Origin of the sequence: Collinsella sp. TF10-11AT, assembly GCF_003437565.1 — a bacterium.
GTDB lineage: Bacteria > Actinomycetota > Coriobacteriia > Coriobacteriales > Coriobacteriaceae > Collinsella.
In genome coordinates, this window is the sequence record NZ_QSQW01000002.1 from 14551 (window position 1) to 29170 (window position 14620).

At 60.6% G+C, this 14620-nt stretch carries 14 protein-coding genes; 7 read left to right on the forward strand and 7 right to left on the reverse strand.

Annotated features, from left to right (window positions below; translation table 11 throughout):
• The first annotated feature begins 15 nt into the window (after positions 1–15).
• The 6 genes from pstC to DXC99_RS01575 all read left to right on the forward strand — a co-directional run bounded on the left by pstC (position 16) and on the right by DXC99_RS01575 (position 6143).
• Positions 16–924, forward strand: a complete 909-nt coding sequence (pstC, locus tag DXC99_RS01550) for a phosphate ABC transporter permease subunit PstC (protein WP_117629066.1) — start codon at positions 16–18, stop codon at positions 922–924.
• Entirely contained in the window at positions 917–1843 is a 927-nt protein-coding gene (gene pstA, locus DXC99_RS01555; protein ID WP_117564462.1) for a phosphate ABC transporter permease PstA, read from the forward strand. Before pstC ends, pstA begins: the two co-directional genes overlap by 8 nt.
• Entirely contained in the window at positions 1840–2715 is an 876-nt protein-coding gene (gene pstB, locus DXC99_RS01560; protein WP_117629068.1) for a phosphate ABC transporter ATP-binding protein PstB, read from the forward strand. The genes pstA and pstB overlap by 4 nt, the downstream gene beginning before the upstream one ends.
• Before the next feature lie 205 nt (positions 2716–2920).
• Positions 2921–4780, forward strand: a complete 1860-nt coding sequence (locus tag DXC99_RS01565; RefSeq protein WP_117629069.1) for an ABC-F family ATP-binding cassette domain-containing protein — start codon at positions 2921–2923, stop codon at positions 4778–4780.
• 6 nt (positions 4781–4786) lie between these two features.
• Positions 4787–5557: a Cof-type HAD-IIB family hydrolase gene (locus tag DXC99_RS01570; protein WP_117629070.1), complete on the forward strand. Its 771-nt coding sequence runs from the start codon at positions 4787–4789 to the stop codon at positions 5555–5557.
• Between the two features lie 208 nt (positions 5558–5765).
• Positions 5766–6143, forward strand: coding sequence for a metal-dependent transcriptional regulator (locus DXC99_RS01575; RefSeq protein WP_117629071.1), 378 nt, complete (start codon positions 5766–5768; stop codon positions 6141–6143).
• A gap of 82 nt (positions 6144–6225) precedes the next feature.
• On the opposite strand, the gene DXC99_RS01580 is transcribed toward DXC99_RS01575, so the two are convergent.
• The 5 genes from DXC99_RS01580 to DXC99_RS01600 all read right to left on the reverse strand — a co-directional run bounded on the left by DXC99_RS01580 (position 6226) and on the right by DXC99_RS01600 (position 12044).
• Complete coding sequence (locus tag DXC99_RS01580; protein ID WP_187361843.1) at positions 6226–8178, reverse strand: heavy metal translocating P-type ATPase; 1953 nt, start codon at positions 8176–8178, stop codon at positions 6226–6228.
• A gap of 99 nt (positions 8179–8277) precedes the next feature.
• Positions 8278–8496 (reverse strand): cation transporter, encoded by a 219-nt coding sequence (locus DXC99_RS01585; protein WP_089572082.1) that lies wholly within the window; start codon positions 8494–8496, stop codon positions 8278–8280.
• A gap of 62 nt (positions 8497–8558) precedes the next feature.
• The gene (locus DXC99_RS01590; RefSeq protein ID WP_055285819.1) at positions 8559–8924 is read right to left on the reverse strand and encodes a helix-turn-helix transcriptional regulator; all 366 of its coding nucleotides are present in this window, start codon (positions 8922–8924) and stop codon (positions 8559–8561) included.
• Positions 8925–9313: 389 nt separating this feature from the next.
• The gene (locus tag DXC99_RS01595; RefSeq protein WP_147329321.1) at positions 9314–10435 is read right to left on the reverse strand and encodes a hypothetical protein; all 1122 of its coding nucleotides are present in this window, start codon (positions 10433–10435) and stop codon (positions 9314–9316) included.
• 640 nt (positions 10436–11075) lie between these two features.
• A complete protein-coding gene (locus DXC99_RS01600) occupies positions 11076–12044 on the reverse strand; it encodes a 3'-5' exonuclease (protein ID WP_117583776.1) in 969 nt (322 codons plus the stop codon).
• Between the two features lie 171 nt (positions 12045–12215).
• On the opposite strand from DXC99_RS01600, the gene DXC99_RS01605 reads away from it, so the two are divergent.
• On the forward strand, positions 12216–13304 hold the full coding sequence (locus DXC99_RS01605; RefSeq protein ID WP_117583775.1) for a putative manganese transporter: 1089 nt from the start codon (positions 12216–12218) through the stop codon (positions 13302–13304).
• Positions 13305–13323: 19 nt separating this feature from the next.
• Here DXC99_RS01605 and DXC99_RS01610 read toward each other — a convergent pair whose 3' ends face one another.
• Both DXC99_RS01610 and DXC99_RS01615 read right to left on the reverse strand, forming a co-directional pair.
• Positions 13324–13806: a DUF188 domain-containing protein gene (locus DXC99_RS01610; protein ID WP_006235439.1), complete on the reverse strand. Its 483-nt coding sequence runs from the start codon at positions 13804–13806 to the stop codon at positions 13324–13326.
• The gene (locus DXC99_RS01615) at positions 13807–14409 is read right to left on the reverse strand and encodes an HdeD family acid-resistance protein (RefSeq protein ID WP_117583774.1); all 603 of its coding nucleotides are present in this window, start codon (positions 14407–14409) and stop codon (positions 13807–13809) included.
• Positions 14410–14620: the final 211 nt, after the last annotated feature.

The window sequence follows — 14620 nt, forward strand, 5'->3', positions numbered from 1 at the left end:
CCGGAAAGGTTTGCAATGGCAAAACAGCTGCCAAAGCGCGAGCTTGAGAACGTGGGCCTGGGCGTCACGGGTGCGTGCGTAGCGCTCGTGACGCTTGTCGTTGCCGCGCTCATCTTTATGGTCGCCCAAAAGGGCCTCTCGGCTTTTTTCAAGGACGGCGTCTCGATCGTCGAGTTTTTTATCGGTACCAAGTGGGACCTGGCCAACACGGCCGAAAACGGCCTGCCCTACACTGGCGCCCTGCCCCTGATCGTCACCTCGTTTGCGGTCATGGTGCTCTCCACGCTCATCGCACTGCCCATCGCCATCGGCTCTGCCATCTTTGCGGTCGAGATTCAGCCTAAGTTTGGCTCCAAGGTTTTTCAGCCGCTCATTGAGCTTTTGACCGGTATTCCCTCGGTCGTCTTTGGCCTGATCGGTTTTCACGTGGTCGTCGGCCTTATGAAGAGCGTTTTCCACGTGAGCACGGGTCTGGGTATCTTGCCCGGCGCTATCGTGCTGGCAGTCATGATTCTGCCGACGATGACCACGCTTTCGGTCGATGGCCTGCGCGCCGTGCCCGATAGCTACCGCCAGGGTTCGCTCGCGCTGGGCTACACCCGCTGGCAGACCATCTGGCACGTGGTGCTCAAGTCCGCCATGCCCTCGCTCATGACCGCAGTCATCCTTGGCATGACCCGCGCCTTTGGCGAGACGCTCGCCGTGCGCATGGTCATTGGCGGCATCGAGGCCATGCCGACGTCGCTGCTGTCGCCGGCGTCTACCATCACCACCACGCTCACCACGTCCATGGCGGTCTATGCCGAGGGCTCGGCCCAGGACGACATCCTGTGGGCGCTCGGCCTGCTGCTGATGGGCATGAGCCTCATCTTTATCCTGATCATCCATCTCATTGGCCGCAAGGGGGCGAAGGCTCGTGGCTAGCACGCGCATCCATATCGACGAGGCGAGACTCGGGCGTGTCCAAAGGCAAGACCGTATCGCCACGGGCGTGCTGACGGCGATTGTCGCCATCGTCATGCTTATCGTCGTCTCCATGGTGGCCTACATCCTGTTCGAGGGTATCTCGACGCTGTTCCAGCCGGGCTTTCTCACGCAGCCCGCACGCGCCAACGGAACGCAGGGCGGCGTGCTCTACCAGCTGTTCGACTCGTTCTATCTGCTGCTGATTACCCTGATCATCTCGGTGCCCATCAGCCTGGGCGGCGCGGTCTTCCTAGTTGAATACGCGCCCGACGGTCCCATTCGCGACATCGCCTCGACCGCCATCGAGACGTTGTCTTCGCTGCCCTCCATCGTCGTCGGCATGTTCGGCTTTCTGGTGTTCTCGGTGCAGCTGGGCTGGAAGTACTCCATCATCTCCGGCGCCGTCGCGCTCACCATGTTCAACATCCCCATCCTGGTGCGCGTGATTCAGCAGGCGCTCGAGGACGTGCCGCAGGCCCAGCGCGATGCGTGCCTGGCCATGGGCCTCACTCGCTGGGAGGCCACACTGCACATCCTGATTCCCGAGGCCATGCCCGCCATCGTGACCGGCATCGTGCTTTCGGCCGGCCGCGTGTTTGGCGAGGCCGCGGCGCTGCTCTTTACCTCGGGCATGAGCTCGCCGGTCCGCCTCAACTTCTTGAGCTTTAACCTGTCGAGCCCCACCTGCGCCTGGAACGTGTTCCGTCCCGGCGAGTCGCTGGCCGTGCACATCTACAAGATCTATGGCGAGGGCAGCCCCGAGGCCCAGCAGATCGTCTGGGGCACCGCGGCACTGCTGATGATTTGCGTGCTGCTGTTTAACGTAGTCGCCCGTATCGTGGGCAAGCAACTGGCAAGGAAGATGACGGCCGAATGAGCGATATGAATGCAACGCCCGCAACCGAGGCGGCCACGTCCGACACCCCCCAGGACTTTCTGTCGAGCGTGGGGGAGAGCGAGAGGCGCGTGCGCGTGAGCGGCAAGGCCGTGAGCGACGAGGTCGTGCTCTCCGCCAAGGACGTCAACGTGTACTATGGCGACCACCATGCGCTGCACAATACGTCGCTCGACTTCCACAAGGGTGAGATCACGGCGCTCATCGGGCCTTCGGGCTGCGGCAAGTCGACCTTCTTGCGTAGCCTCAACCTGATGAATCGCGAGATTCGCCGCTGTCGCGTGGAGGGCGAGATCAACTACCGCGGGCGCAACGTGAACACCAAGACCGAGAACACGTACGAGCTGCGTCGCTCCATCGGCATGGTGTTCCAGCAGCCCAACCCCTTCCGCAAGTCTATTCGCGACAACATCGCGTTTGCGCCCAAGCGCCACGGCATCACCGATCGTGATGAGCTCGATCGCATAGTCGAGGAGAGTCTGCGCGGTGCCGCGCTGTGGGACGAGGTCAAAGACAAGCTCGACAAAAGCGCCTACGCGCTTTCGGGCGGTCAGCAGCAGCGTCTGTGCATTGCGCGCACGCTGGCGCTCAACCCCGACGTGATCCTGTTCGACGAGCCCTGCTCGGCGCTCGACCCCATCTCGACGTTGGCGATCGAGGACCTGATGTCGTCGATCGTTGCCGACCGTGCCATCGTCATCGTGACGCACAACATGGAGCAGGCGTCGCGCGTGTCCAACCGCACGGCGTTCTTCTACATGGGCGATATGGTCGAGTACGACGAGACCGACGAGATTTTCCAACGGCCCAAGGATAAGCGGCTGAATGATTACCTCACCGGCATGTTCTCCTAGTCCGGGACATGCTTGAGGCCCGCGGCGGCCACGGTTGCCGCGGGACTGATTGGAGAGGTGGGTCATCTCTTTTGCGAGATGGCCCGCCTTTTTGCTCTGCGACCGAAACGACCACCGCAAAGGCGACAGGCGCCTTCGTGGTGGTTTGGGGTGGGGCTCGCTGCTATCATGGACAACGTTGAATTTCTACGAAGGAGCAGGGCATATGGCGATTCTTTTGGGATGCGATTCCGTCAGCCTAGAGTTTCCCACCAAGCATATTTTCGATAGCGTGACGCTCGGCGTGGACGAGGGCGACCGTATTGGTATTGTCGGCAAAAACGGCGACGGCAAGTCGACGCTGCTGAGCGTGCTCGCCGGCACGCTGGAGCCCGATGACGGACGCGTGACGCACCGCCGCGGCACGACGATCGGTCTGCTCGGCCAAAAGGACAACCTGGTCGATACCGACACCGTGCATCATGCCGTCGTGGGCGACGCGCCCGAGTATGAGTGGGCGTCGAGTCCGCGTACGCGCCAGATTCTGGCCGGCCTCATCAGCGATGTGCCCTGGGAAGGCACAGTGGGCGAGCTTTCGGGCGGCCAGCGCCGTCGCGTGGACCTCGCGCGCCTGCTGATCGGCGACTACGACGTGCTCATGCTCGACGAGCCCACCAACCACCTGGACATGCGTACCATCAACTGGCTTGCGCGTCACTTAAAGGCCCGCTGGCAGCGCGGTCAGGGCGCCATGCTCGTGGTCACGCACGATCGCTGGTTCTTGGACGAGGTCTGCACCAGCATGTGGGAGGTCCACGACGGCCAGGTCGATCCCTTCGAGGGCGGCTACTCGGCATACATCCTGCAGCGCGTGGAGCGCGACCGCATGGCCGCCGTCACCGAGGAGCGCCGCCGCAACATGGCGCGCAAGGAGCTCGCGTGGCTGAGCCGCGGTGCCCAGGCCCGTTCCACCAAGCCCAAGTTTCGCGTGGATGCCGCTCGCGAGCTGATCGCCGACGTGCCGCCCGTGCGTGACGAGCTGGAGCTCAAGCGCCTGGCCGTGAGCCGCCTGGGCAAGCAGGTTATCGATGTGGTCGACGTGGACGCCGGCTATGCGGATGCCGATGGCACGTCCAAACAGGTGCTCACCGATGTGACCTGGCTCATCGGCGCGGGCGACCGCTATGGTCTTTTGGGCGAGAACGGCGCCGGCAAGTCGACGCTGCTCGACGTGATCCAGGGCAAGATCGCGCCCCTGCGCGGCCGCGTGAAGATCGGCCAGACGGTGCGCTTTGGCGTGCTGTCGCAGCAGCTCGAGGAGCTCGAGCCCTACATGGGCGACACGATCCGCGAGGTGCTCAGCCACTATAAGAAGTACTACGTCATTGACGGCAAGGAGACTTCACCCGAGAAGCTCTGCGAGCGTCTGGGCTTTACGACGCAGCAGCTCTGGAGCCGCATCGGCGATCTTTCGGGCGGCCAGCGCCGTCGTCTGTCGCTGCTGCTGACGATCCTGGACGAGCCCAACGTGCTCATCCTGGACGAGCCCGGCAACGACCTGGATACCGACATGCTGGCGATTGTCGAGGACTTGCTGGACGGCTGGCCCGGCACGCTGATTCTGGTGACGCACGACCGCTTTTTGATGGAGCGCGTGACCGACCAGCAGTGGGCGCTGCTCGACGGCCACCTGACGCATATGCCCGGCGGCGTCGACCAGTACCTGCGCCTGTGCAACGCCACCGCCGAGGGCGAGCCCGTGGGTGCACCAAGCGCCAAGACCGGTACGTTCGACACCGGTGCCGCGGCAGCTGCGGCCGAAAAGCCCAAGTCGAGCGGTCAGCCCAACGGCCTTTCCAATGCCGAGCGCCAAAAGCTCCGTCGTGAGGTGAGCTCGCTCGAGCGCAAAATGGAGACGCAGCGCGCCCGCGTGGAGGAGGCCGAGGTCGCGATGGCTCAGGTCGACCCCACCAACTACACGGCGCTGGGCGAGCAGCAGGCAAAGATCGACGAGGCCCACGCTGCCATGGACGAGTTGGAGATGGCGTGGCTCGAGGCGAGCGAGAAGCTCGAGGGCGAGGAGTAGGCGAGGATGATCAAGGCCGCGTTTTTCGATATCGACGGCACGCTGCTGAGCTTTAAGACCCATCGGATTCCGGCGTCGGCGCAGCAGGTGCTCGACAGCTTTCACGAGCAGGGGATCGCATGCGTGATTGCTACGGGTCGCCCGACCTACCAGATGCCCGATTGGCTGTTCGACCTGGGTTGGGATGCGTACATTACGCTCTCGGGCCAGCACTGCTTTGATGCCGAGGGGGTTTACCGCAGCTGTCCGATTGATCCGGACGACGTTGCGGTAATCGTGGACCAGGTGGCGCAGGGGCGCTATGACTCGCTGTGTATGCAGGGCGAGAACTCGTTTGTGAACCGTCTGTCCGAGCGCGTGGTGACGGCCGGCAGCAACGCGGGAATCGTCTACCACGAGGAACCGTTTGAGCATGCCTTCGATGCGCCGGTCTACCAGTTTTGCGCCTTTGTGGACCCCGCCGACGAACATATCGTGACCGACGCGGTGTCGCATTCTCTCACTACGCGCTGGTGCGATTTGTTCTGCGACATTATCCCTGCCAACGGCGGTAAGGACCTGGGTGTCGCGGCGACGCTGGAACGCCTGGGTGTCGACGCGAGCGAGGCGATTGCCTTTGGCGACGGCGAGAACGACCTGTCGATGTTCTCGGCCGTGGGCACAAGTGTGGCAATGGGCAACGCGCAGGCGACCGTGAAGGCCGCAGCGACCTACGTAACGACCGCCGTGGATGACGACGGCATCTACAACGCCGCGAAGCACTTTGGCCTCGTGTAGCTGCGACCCGGCACTTGGGGACGCTCCTTATCTGCCGGCAGCTGGGGACACTCCTTGCGGGGCGTTCCCATTTTGTTTTCGTCCCGCACGTTTTGTGAAACGCGGCTAACTTTTTGGTCAATGCAGTAAGACATGGTCAACTTTTGCGGTAAAGTAAGCCAAGGAAAGTATCCAAAGGCTAACTAGCAATCATCGCGAAAGGCGGCCCATGGCCCTACGTGAATCCGGAGAAGACTATCTCGAATCGATCTACGTTCTGTCGCAGCGCCAAGGCACGGTGCGCTCAATCGACGTCGCCGAATACCTGGGCGTGACCAAGGCGAGCGTTTCCAAGGCCATGGCGACGCTGGAAAGCAACGGCTATGTCGAAATGGGCAAGCGCGACGTTCATCTGACGGAGCGTGGTCTGGAGGTCGCTCGCCAAATGTGGGAGCGTCACTGCTTTTTCGTGGGGCTGCTGGAGGATGCGGGTGTTTCGGCTGAGGTCGCGTCGCAAGAGGGCTGCCACATGGAGCACTGCCTGAGCGAGGAAAGCTTTGAGAAGCTGAGGGCGATGCTGGGACGGGACAGCGACCGGGACCAGTAGCCCCGCCAACCAAGTCCAACTCAGACAAGGAACCCCGCCACCAATCGATGCCCAAGAACCGCCAGCAACGTTACCGCAGGCGCTACAGGTTCTTGACACCCATCGCGCGCATGGCGTTCAGGATAGCGATGATCGCCACGCCTACGTCGCCAAAGACGGCAAGCCACATATTGGCGATACCCAGCGCTGCCAGCACAAGGATCAGCAGCTTAATGCCCAGCGCAAAGATTATGTTCTGCCAAACAATCGACATGGTCTTGCGCGCCACGCGGATCGCGCGGGAAATGTTGGACGGCTTGTCGTCCATCAGCACCACGTCGGCGGCCTCGATCGCGGCGTCGGAGCCCATGGCGCCCATGGCAATGCCCACATCGGCGCGCGTAAGCACAGGAGCGTCGTTGATACCGTCGCCGACAAAGGCGAGCTTGCCCTTGCCACTTTCGGCCGCGAGTAGCGCCTCAACGCGCTCGACCTTGTCGCCCGGCAGGAGCTGCGCGTGGAACTCGTCGAGACCGAGTTGCTTGGCCACAGACGCTGCAACCTCCTCGCGGTCGCCCGTGAGCATGACGGTGCGGTTGATACCGGCGGCATGCAGGTCGCGAATCGTTTGCTCCGCATCGGCCTTAACGGTGTCTGCAATCACGATGTGGCCGGCGTACACGCCGTCAACGAGCACGTGGAGGATCGTGCCGACAACCTCACAGTCCGGTGCTTCAACGCCGGCCGCGGCGAGCATCTTGGCGTTGCCAACGACGACGTGCTTGCCGTCGATGGTTGCCGTCACGCCGTGGCCCGCGTCGTTGGCGGAGTCGCTCACGCGCTTGGGGTCGACCTCGCCCTGGTAGGCGTCGCGCACGGACTGCGCGATGGGGTGATCGGAGAACGACTCAGCAAGGGCTGCGACTTCGAGCAGCGACTGCTCGGTATAGCCAGCCTCGGGGTGCACCGCGACGACTGAGAACGTGCCGTTGGTGAGGGTGCCCGTTTTGTCGAAGACGATGGTGTCCACGTCGGCGAGCGTCTCGAGGTAGTTGGAGCCCTTGATGAGAACGCCCAGCTTGGACGCGCCGCCGATGCCGCCAAAGAAACTCAACGGTACGCTGATCACGAGGGCGCACGGGCAGCTGACGACCAGGAAGGTCAGGCCGCGCAGGATCCAATCGGACCAAGCGCCAGTCACCAGGCCGCCGCCAAGCGCGAGCACCGCGGCAGCGCCAGTGACGGCGGGGGTGTAGACGCGGGCAAAGCGCGTGATGAAGTTCTCGGTGCGCGCCTTCTTTTCGCTGGCATTCTCCACGAGCTCCAGAACACGCGCGACGGTTGACTCGCCAAAGGGCTTGGTGGTGCGCACGTGGATGAGGCCCGTCATGTTGATGCAACCGCTGATGATATCGTCGCCGGTCTTGGCCGGGCGGGGGACCGACTCGCCCGTGAGTGCGGCGGTGTCGAGCTGGGTTTCGCCCTCGACGATGACGCCGTCGATAGGCACGCGCTCGCCGGGCTTGACCACGATCACGGTGCCGACGGCGATGTCATCGGGAAAGACCTGTTCGAGTGTGCCGTCGGCTTGCTCGACGTTAGCGTAGTCGGGCGCGATGTCCATCATGGCACTGATCGACTTGCGGCTCTTGCCCACGGCGTATGCCTGGAACAACTCGCCGACCTGGTAGAACAGCATGACAGCGGCGCCTTCGGCCATGTGCGGGTCGGTGTCGGGGAAGAGCACCATGGCAAACGCGCCGATGGTCGCGACGGCCATGAGGAAGCTCTCGTCGAAGGCCTTGCCGCGGCGGATGTTATTGAATGCCTTTTGCAGTACGTCGTAGCCGGCAATCAAAAACGGCACGAGGAACAGCACAAAGCTGGCGTAGATGTTGCCGGGCTCCCCAAATGCGATAGTGAGGGCGCCGAGCTCGTCGAGGGCATAAACAACGGCAAAAATGCCCAGTGCTACCAGGATGCGGTTGCGCTTATGCTCAAGGGACTCTTTCTTCTTGCGCTTCTTCTTTTTCTTTTTGGGATCGGCGGCTGTCATGATTCAAGCCTCTCATTTGAGTTTATGAACACTCGCTCATATAATTTCGCGAGCAAAGGCCGCGGCAAGCGCGGCCTCGCAGGTCAACGTATGCGCGGGTTAGAGAATGATCTCGCAGTCCGGCTCGGCGTCGGCGGTGAACTCAACGACGCGGTCCAGGACCTCGTCGAACTTGGCGTCGTCGGCCTCGAGCGTCAGCTTCTGGGTCATAAAGTTGACCGAAACGGACTTGACGCCCTCGAGCTTGGCCAGCTCGTCCTGAAGCTCGCGCGCGCAGTTGGCGCAGTCGATCTCGTCGAGTTTAAACTGCTTTTTCATGTTGGGTTCCTTTCCCGTTTTTGCGGCTTGGGTGCAGGCCGCGCTGGTACCGTGGTTGGTCGCTATTCGCAGATGTGGCTCATGCCTTGGTTGAGCATGGTATAGACGTGATCGTCGGCAAGCGAGTAGAGGATATTGCGCCCGTCGCGCCGGAACTTGACCAGGTGCGACTGCTTAAGCGTGCGCAGCTGGTGCGATACTGCCGACTGCGAGGTTTCGGTCGCTTCGGCGATGTCTGCCACGCAGAGCTCGCGACCCATGAGGGCGTAGAGGATCTTGATGCGCGTGGTGTCGCTGAAGACCTTGAACAGGTCGGCGAGGTCGTAGAGAAGCTCCTCGTCGGGAAGGTCCTCGGGCGAGCAGGTGGTGGGGATCGCGGGCTCGGTGGCCTCGATGTCGGGTTTCGTTTCATCAACGCGGATGCTCATTGCAATATCCTTTCATATGAACATGCGCTCATATAACTTACTTCCGATTATATGAGCGCATGTTCATATGTCAATACAATTTGCGATAATTTCGATGACTGCTTGCCGCCTCTGCGATTTTCTGTGGGTTGGGATGCATCGATGCAATGCTCGCCAACATATTTCGAGATGTTCGGCCAGCATGCTAAGAAAGCCGCCTCGAGAAGCATTAGAACTGTTCATATTTGTACTTAATCTTGTTAAATATCGTGAGAATCAGTTCTTTCTCTACGGGAGTTCCTGCAGAATCAGTTTTATCTAAAGTTATATTGAGCATTGCTGCGGCCAATCGGGCACATAGGTGGCCGAATAAGTCGAAAAATGTAGGTGGACATCCGCAGAGACCGCCTTTAGAAGAGCGAATTCTCAATTAGATCAATAATCGTGTCGTCTTCCGTGCGGTTTTCATCGATTTTTGCGGACATGTCGCATTCCCAAGGCCCATTGATTTCTTCAGCAAGGGCCCCGACGTGTTGCATGTCGTCGGGTTCGGGCACATCGTTGATGCTCGGGTCATCAGCTTGCGGATATTGGCTTGCAATTTCGCGCTTGGCGGACTCTTCTTCTTTGAGAGCCTCCAGGACGCGGCGACCGTATTCGAAGTAGCGCCGCAAGACAAATTGACGAAGAGTTTCTTGCAGGATGGTGAAGTTATCCGGGAGTCGACCAGGCCAGATCTTCTCGCGAATGCGAATCGCTTCCATGACCCGTCCAAAAGCGGACTGCTTGAAAAACGAATGACGAGTAACTGTGATAACGGCATATCCCATGTTTCGCAGCGTGTTGCGGCGTTCCTCGTCAATTGATTGCTGCTCGGGCTCGTCGTGGTAAAAGCCGTTGTATTCGATATCGGTCATCGAATTCTCGAGCAGCGCGTCGAGGTAGAAAACCGTCCGTCGCGTTAGGGCGGCGTATCTTTTGGGGACTGGGATCGGATAATCCGTTTTGATAGCGCGTATGGCTAAGCCACCCATTGACTTGGGCATCGTCAGCATCATGACAAACGCCGTTTCGAGTGGGGAGCGACAGCCTTCGCGTACATAAGAAAGTGCCTTAAGGGCTTTATTAGATCCACGATACCCCGACGCCTCTGAAAAGAAGGCTCTGAGCTCTTCAACGCTGGTTAGGGCTGGGCGCTCGCGATATTGAGTTTCGTTGGACGTTTCAAGCGCGTAGGAGCCGCAGATTTCAAAGTAATACTCAACGAGCTCCGAAAGGTTGAGGTCGGCTGTTGCTTCTAACGCGCACAGCTTGATATCGACGATGTAGACGTTCGGCTCGAGTTCTAGGTAGCTTTCTGCATCAAACGTATAGCGCGTGCAGTGGCAGATGCAGCCCTTGCGGTGCCTTTTGGCATTATTGGAAAACGTCAGCACATGGATGCGTTCAGAATCGACATTCTTTCTTTTGAGCCATGCTCGTGCCGCTTCCAGGTCGGATGTGGTCGGCGCAGACACCCTGATCTTTTCCATAGGTATGGGATCGGTCGCGTAGCTTGCGAGCGAGTTGGCTGTTTGGTATACAGCGCGTGCTGTAGTATGTGACAGAACGATTCCCATACGCGCATGATGGCATAGCGGACGCCACATGTGCCCGAAACTTCGGGCAACGGTATAGGGACGCGGCTTATCTTCTGCGAACGGTGGGTTTTTGAGCTGTCGTATTGAGGGGGGGCAGCTTCGGCTGGGGAGGTTTCTGCCAGCTGCGCCTTTTTTGGTGAACTTTATTTGCGGGTTCGTAGCTTCTGGGCGTTTTTACCGAACGCCCAGAAGCCTCACCAACATAATTTGAGTTATTCGGCCTTATCCTATACGAATGGTGTGTTTACAATGTCCTATTCGAATTGATTCAGGTAGATTTATGGGGCTTGGTTGCGAAATAAAGGCGACTACAGCGCTCGATTGCGGTTCAAGGGGCCTTGACTAGTGGTTCAGCTGGCCGAACAACTCGAAAAATGTAGGTGGGTCAACCTGTCGACTGTGTGAAGCACGCGTATTTGCTTGTTTTGATGAAAACTAGGGTGCAGCCATAAGGCTGCGCCCTAGTTTACTGCGTGCCGGTGCGCCCAGAGGATTGCGCTGTGCCTGGCAGGCGCTCCCGCAGATGGATCGGTTATTTCGCAAACAGGTTCTTGAGGTTGAACTCGGCCTGTACCGTGCGGAGCATGAGGTCGGTGTCGTCCAGACCCAGATGCTGCTCGTTGGCGTCGGCGGCGAGGGTTCCGCGGCGGCGCGCCCAGTTCTCGAGCGCGGCGGGGGCGGACTCGCGGGGGAGCGAGCGGACGTCGGCATCCAGGCTGCGGCAGATCTGGCGCGAATCGATGACGATAATCTTGCCGGCACGGCGCGCCTCGGCGTAACCGTCCAGGTGAATTTTGAACCAGCTGTCCTCGAACGCGGCGTTATGCGCCATATAGGGATACTTCTTCATAAGCTTGAGCAGCTGCTTCTGCAGTTCCTTGTTCTCGCGGAACGGCTTTTTGCCGTCGATGTCGTCCCAAGTAATGTGATGGATGTTCGATAGCGGCACATCCTCGCCGCGGTAGATGTCGGGCAGGCCACAGTAGTGCGCCTCGGCATCGTGCGGGACGGCGTCGCTGGTGAGTTCCATGATCTCCCAGCCGACGTTGATGATATAACCGCGTTCGGGTGCACGGCCGGTGGTCTCGATGTCGATACCGAGCACGGTGCCCTGGATGGGCTTACGGGCGTAGGCCACGCCGAGCGCGTCGCGGTCGCCGCGGATCTCGCGCATGACCGACGCGGCGGTGCGCTTTTGCATCTTGCCGATGGCGGCGCAGGTGTCGGCATCGGACAGGCCGCGCGAAAGCGTCGCGGGCGTCACGTTGCGCAGGCGCGCCTCGCCGATCTGGTCGCACAGGTCGCGGTTGCGGTCGGCCAGGTCGCGCACGGTGGCAAAGTCGAAACCGGGGTCGCCCTCGGCGGTAAAGTACTCGGTTTCGAGCGCCTTGAGGGCCTCCTCGCCCTTCTGGCGCTCGGACTCCATGGCGCCGTGATCGCCATAGATAAACATGGGGATAAACGGCTGGCGCTCGTATTCGAGTGCTTGCGAAACGTTCATAGGCTGCTCCTTGGACGGGCCGCGTCGCGCGGCTCGGGGTTACTGAGTTGTGGCGAGATGATAGTTTACCATGGGCAACTATTGGCACAACGCCCGGGACAACTACAATACCCTAGTTGACCGCTAGGACTTTTACAATGTTGCCGAAAGACACGAAAGGTTCCATCCGTCATGGATTTACTGATTGATATTCTGCTCGACGCCGGCAAGGACACGCTGTCCCTGGTGCCGTTTTTGTTGGTGACGTATCTTGCCCTCGAGACGCTGGAGCATGTGGCGGGCGACCGCGTCAACGGCGCTATCAAGCGCGCGGGCGCCGCCGGCCCCGTGGTTGGCTCGTTGCTGGGCATGGTGCCGCAGTGCGGCTTTTCGGCCATGGCGGCCACGCTGTACGCCGGTCGCGTCGTGACGCTGGGCACGCTGGTTGCGGTGTTCCTCTCGACCTCAGACGAGATGCTGCCGCTGTTGCTCGCCGAGCAAGTTCCCGTGCAGACCATGGCGATGCTGCTCGCCTCGAAGGCGCTGATCGCTCTGGTCACGGGCTTTATCGTGGATGCGGCTATCCGCGGCCTTCGTCGTAATGCCCGCGCGCATGCGGCGATTCGCCGTACCGTGTTGGGGACTGCTGCCAATCCGGCTCATGTGAACTGTGCGCACGACGACCACACTGGCGGTGACATCATCGACGAGGTTGCCGAGGCGGGCGTGAGCGCCGACCATATCCACGAGTTGTGCGAGCGTGACCATTGCGGTTGTGATGAAGACGAGGACGAGCACGAACACGGACATGGCCACGATCACGAACATGAGGGCGAGCATGAACACCATCATGACCACGGTCACTCCCACTCCCACGAAGGCGCTCCTGTCCTGTCGATTATCCGCAGCGCCATCTCGCATACCGTGCAGGTATCGGCATTTATTTTCCTGGTGACGTTGATTCTGGTCGCCGTCCTCGAGGCCTTTGGCGAGTCCGCAATCGAGCAGTTCCTGCGCGGCAATGAGACGCTCGCCGTCCTGGGCTCGGCGCTTGTCGGCCTGATCCCCAACTGCTCAGCGAGCGTAGTCATTACGCAGCTGTACCTGGAAGGCGCGCTGCAGCTGGCCCCGATGCTCGCCGGCACGCTCATTTCCGCTGGCGTGGGCTACCTGGTGCTGTTCCGCACCAACCGCAGCGCTCGCGAAAACGCCCTGTTTCTGGTCATGATGTACGTCATCGGCGCCGGCTGGGGACTCGTTCTCTCCGCCTTTGGTCTCTAAGCCCAAAAATCTACCTTGGTTAGCGCAGCAGCTCGGTGAGGTTGCGTTTAAAGCGGGCGCGGTCTTCGCTGGTAAATGCTGCCGGACCGCGAGTGCGTCCGCCGGCGCGGCGTACCTTCTTTTCCTCGTGGCGAATAAACAGCTGCATGTCGATGGTTGCTTTGTCGTAGACGCGCCCGCGCACACCGATAGCGGCGGCATCGCGCCCGAGCACCATGCTCGCCAAGCCAATGTCCTGCGTCACGACCACGTCGCCCGCCTGCAGGCGTTCGACAATGGCAAAGTCGGCGCTGTCGGCGCCCACGCTCACGTCGAGCGTCGTGACCCAAAAGCCGCGTCGCGCGTGCTCGGCATCGCGCGGGTCGTCGCGGCGAATGTGCCGTTCCAGGTTTTGCGTGCTGTTGCCGGCGATAACAACGGCGACGCCCGCCCGCCGCGCGCAGTCAATCGACTCGCGCGTGACCGGGCAGGCGTCTGCATCAATAAAGAGCGTTCGTGGCATCTAGCGCACCAGTTTGCCAAACTGAATGGCGCGAACAATGAGCGTCACGCCAAACACCAGCAGCGCGGCACCGCTAAAGATGACGAGCATCTTGGCCGACCACAGCGGATAGATAAACACGAACATGCCCGCGATGATGGAGAGCGCGCCGCTCAGGATGGCGAGGGCGCGGTTGGCGGAAAGCTCGGATTCCAGAATCGACATGACGCCCTCGACGATCCAGCCAAAGCCGGCGACGACCACCACGAGCGTGGTGAGCGTCGCGGTCGAGAAGGCCTGGTTGCGCAGGATTATGACGCCGCCCAGAATGATGAGCAGGTTGGAGATGATGCTCGTAACGCGCCAGCCGGTGGGCAGCAGCGGCTCGAAAACAGCGGTAAACAGCCTGATCGCGGCCGTGATCACAAAGTAGATGCCCAAGACGGTCGTCAGGAAGACGAGGGATTTGGCGGGCGCAAACAGCAGTGCGATGCCGGCGACGAGCGCCAAGACGCCCGTGATGGCGTAAATCCAGCGCACGGCCTTGACGGCCTTGCCTGCCATGCTTTTCTCGTCAAATCCAAACGCGCTCGATTGCTTGTCATCGTTCTTAAAGATGCCCATGATGTCTCCTTTCCGTGCGGCGTAAGCCGTAGCTCTTGCAACCAGTATCGCCCAAGGGCGCCGTCGCGTGGGGCGGGAAGGGCGAATGGGAGCCTCATCTTCCCGAATTGTTACCTTTGTTCCCGTTTGGATGCGGAATATTCAACAGGTGTGGAACATTGCGCCGCTGTGTGTAATTGCCTACGTTTTAGGTTAGATTTTCTTAAGAACA

Excerpts from the sequence above, each read along its gene's own strand:
- DXC99_RS01605 (WP_117583775.1), top strand. The coding sequence starts at position 12,216 with ATGGATTTACTGATTGATATTCTGCTCGACGCCGGCAAGGACACGCTG.
- DXC99_RS01580 (WP_187361843.1), bottom strand. The coding sequence starts at position 8,178 with ATGACAGCCGCCGATCCCAAAAAGAAAAAGAAGAAGCGCAAGAAGAAA.
- DXC99_RS01570 (WP_117629070.1), top strand. The coding sequence starts at position 4,787 with ATGATCAAGGCCGCGTTTTTCGATATCGACGGCACGCTGCTGAGCTTT.
- DXC99_RS01610 (WP_006235439.1), bottom strand. The coding sequence starts at position 13,806 with ATGCCACGAACGCTCTTTATTGATGCAGACGCCTGCCCGGTCACGCGC.
- DXC99_RS01615 (WP_117583774.1), bottom strand. The coding sequence starts at position 14,409 with ATGGGCATCTTTAAGAACGATGACAAGCAATCGAGCGCGTTTGGATTT.
- pstB (WP_117629068.1), top strand. The coding sequence starts at position 1,840 with ATGAGCGATATGAATGCAACGCCCGCAACCGAGGCGGCCACGTCCGAC.
- DXC99_RS01595 (WP_147329321.1), bottom strand. The coding sequence starts at position 10,435 with ATGGAAAAGATCAGGGTGTCTGCGCCGACCACATCCGACCTGGAAGCG.
- DXC99_RS01585 (WP_089572082.1), bottom strand. The coding sequence starts at position 8,496 with ATGAAAAAGCAGTTTAAACTCGACGAGATCGACTGCGCCAACTGCGCG.
- DXC99_RS01600 (WP_117583776.1), bottom strand. The coding sequence starts at position 12,044 with ATGAACGTTTCGCAAGCACTCGAATACGAGCGCCAGCCGTTTATCCCC.
- pstC (WP_117629066.1), top strand. The coding sequence starts at position 16 with ATGGCAAAACAGCTGCCAAAGCGCGAGCTTGAGAACGTGGGCCTGGGC.
- DXC99_RS01565 (WP_117629069.1), top strand. The coding sequence starts at position 2,921 with ATGGCGATTCTTTTGGGATGCGATTCCGTCAGCCTAGAGTTTCCCACC.
- DXC99_RS01590 (WP_055285819.1), bottom strand. The coding sequence starts at position 8,924 with ATGAGCATCCGCGTTGATGAAACGAAACCCGACATCGAGGCCACCGAG.
- DXC99_RS01575 (WP_117629071.1), top strand. The coding sequence starts at position 5,766 with ATGGCCCTACGTGAATCCGGAGAAGACTATCTCGAATCGATCTACGTT.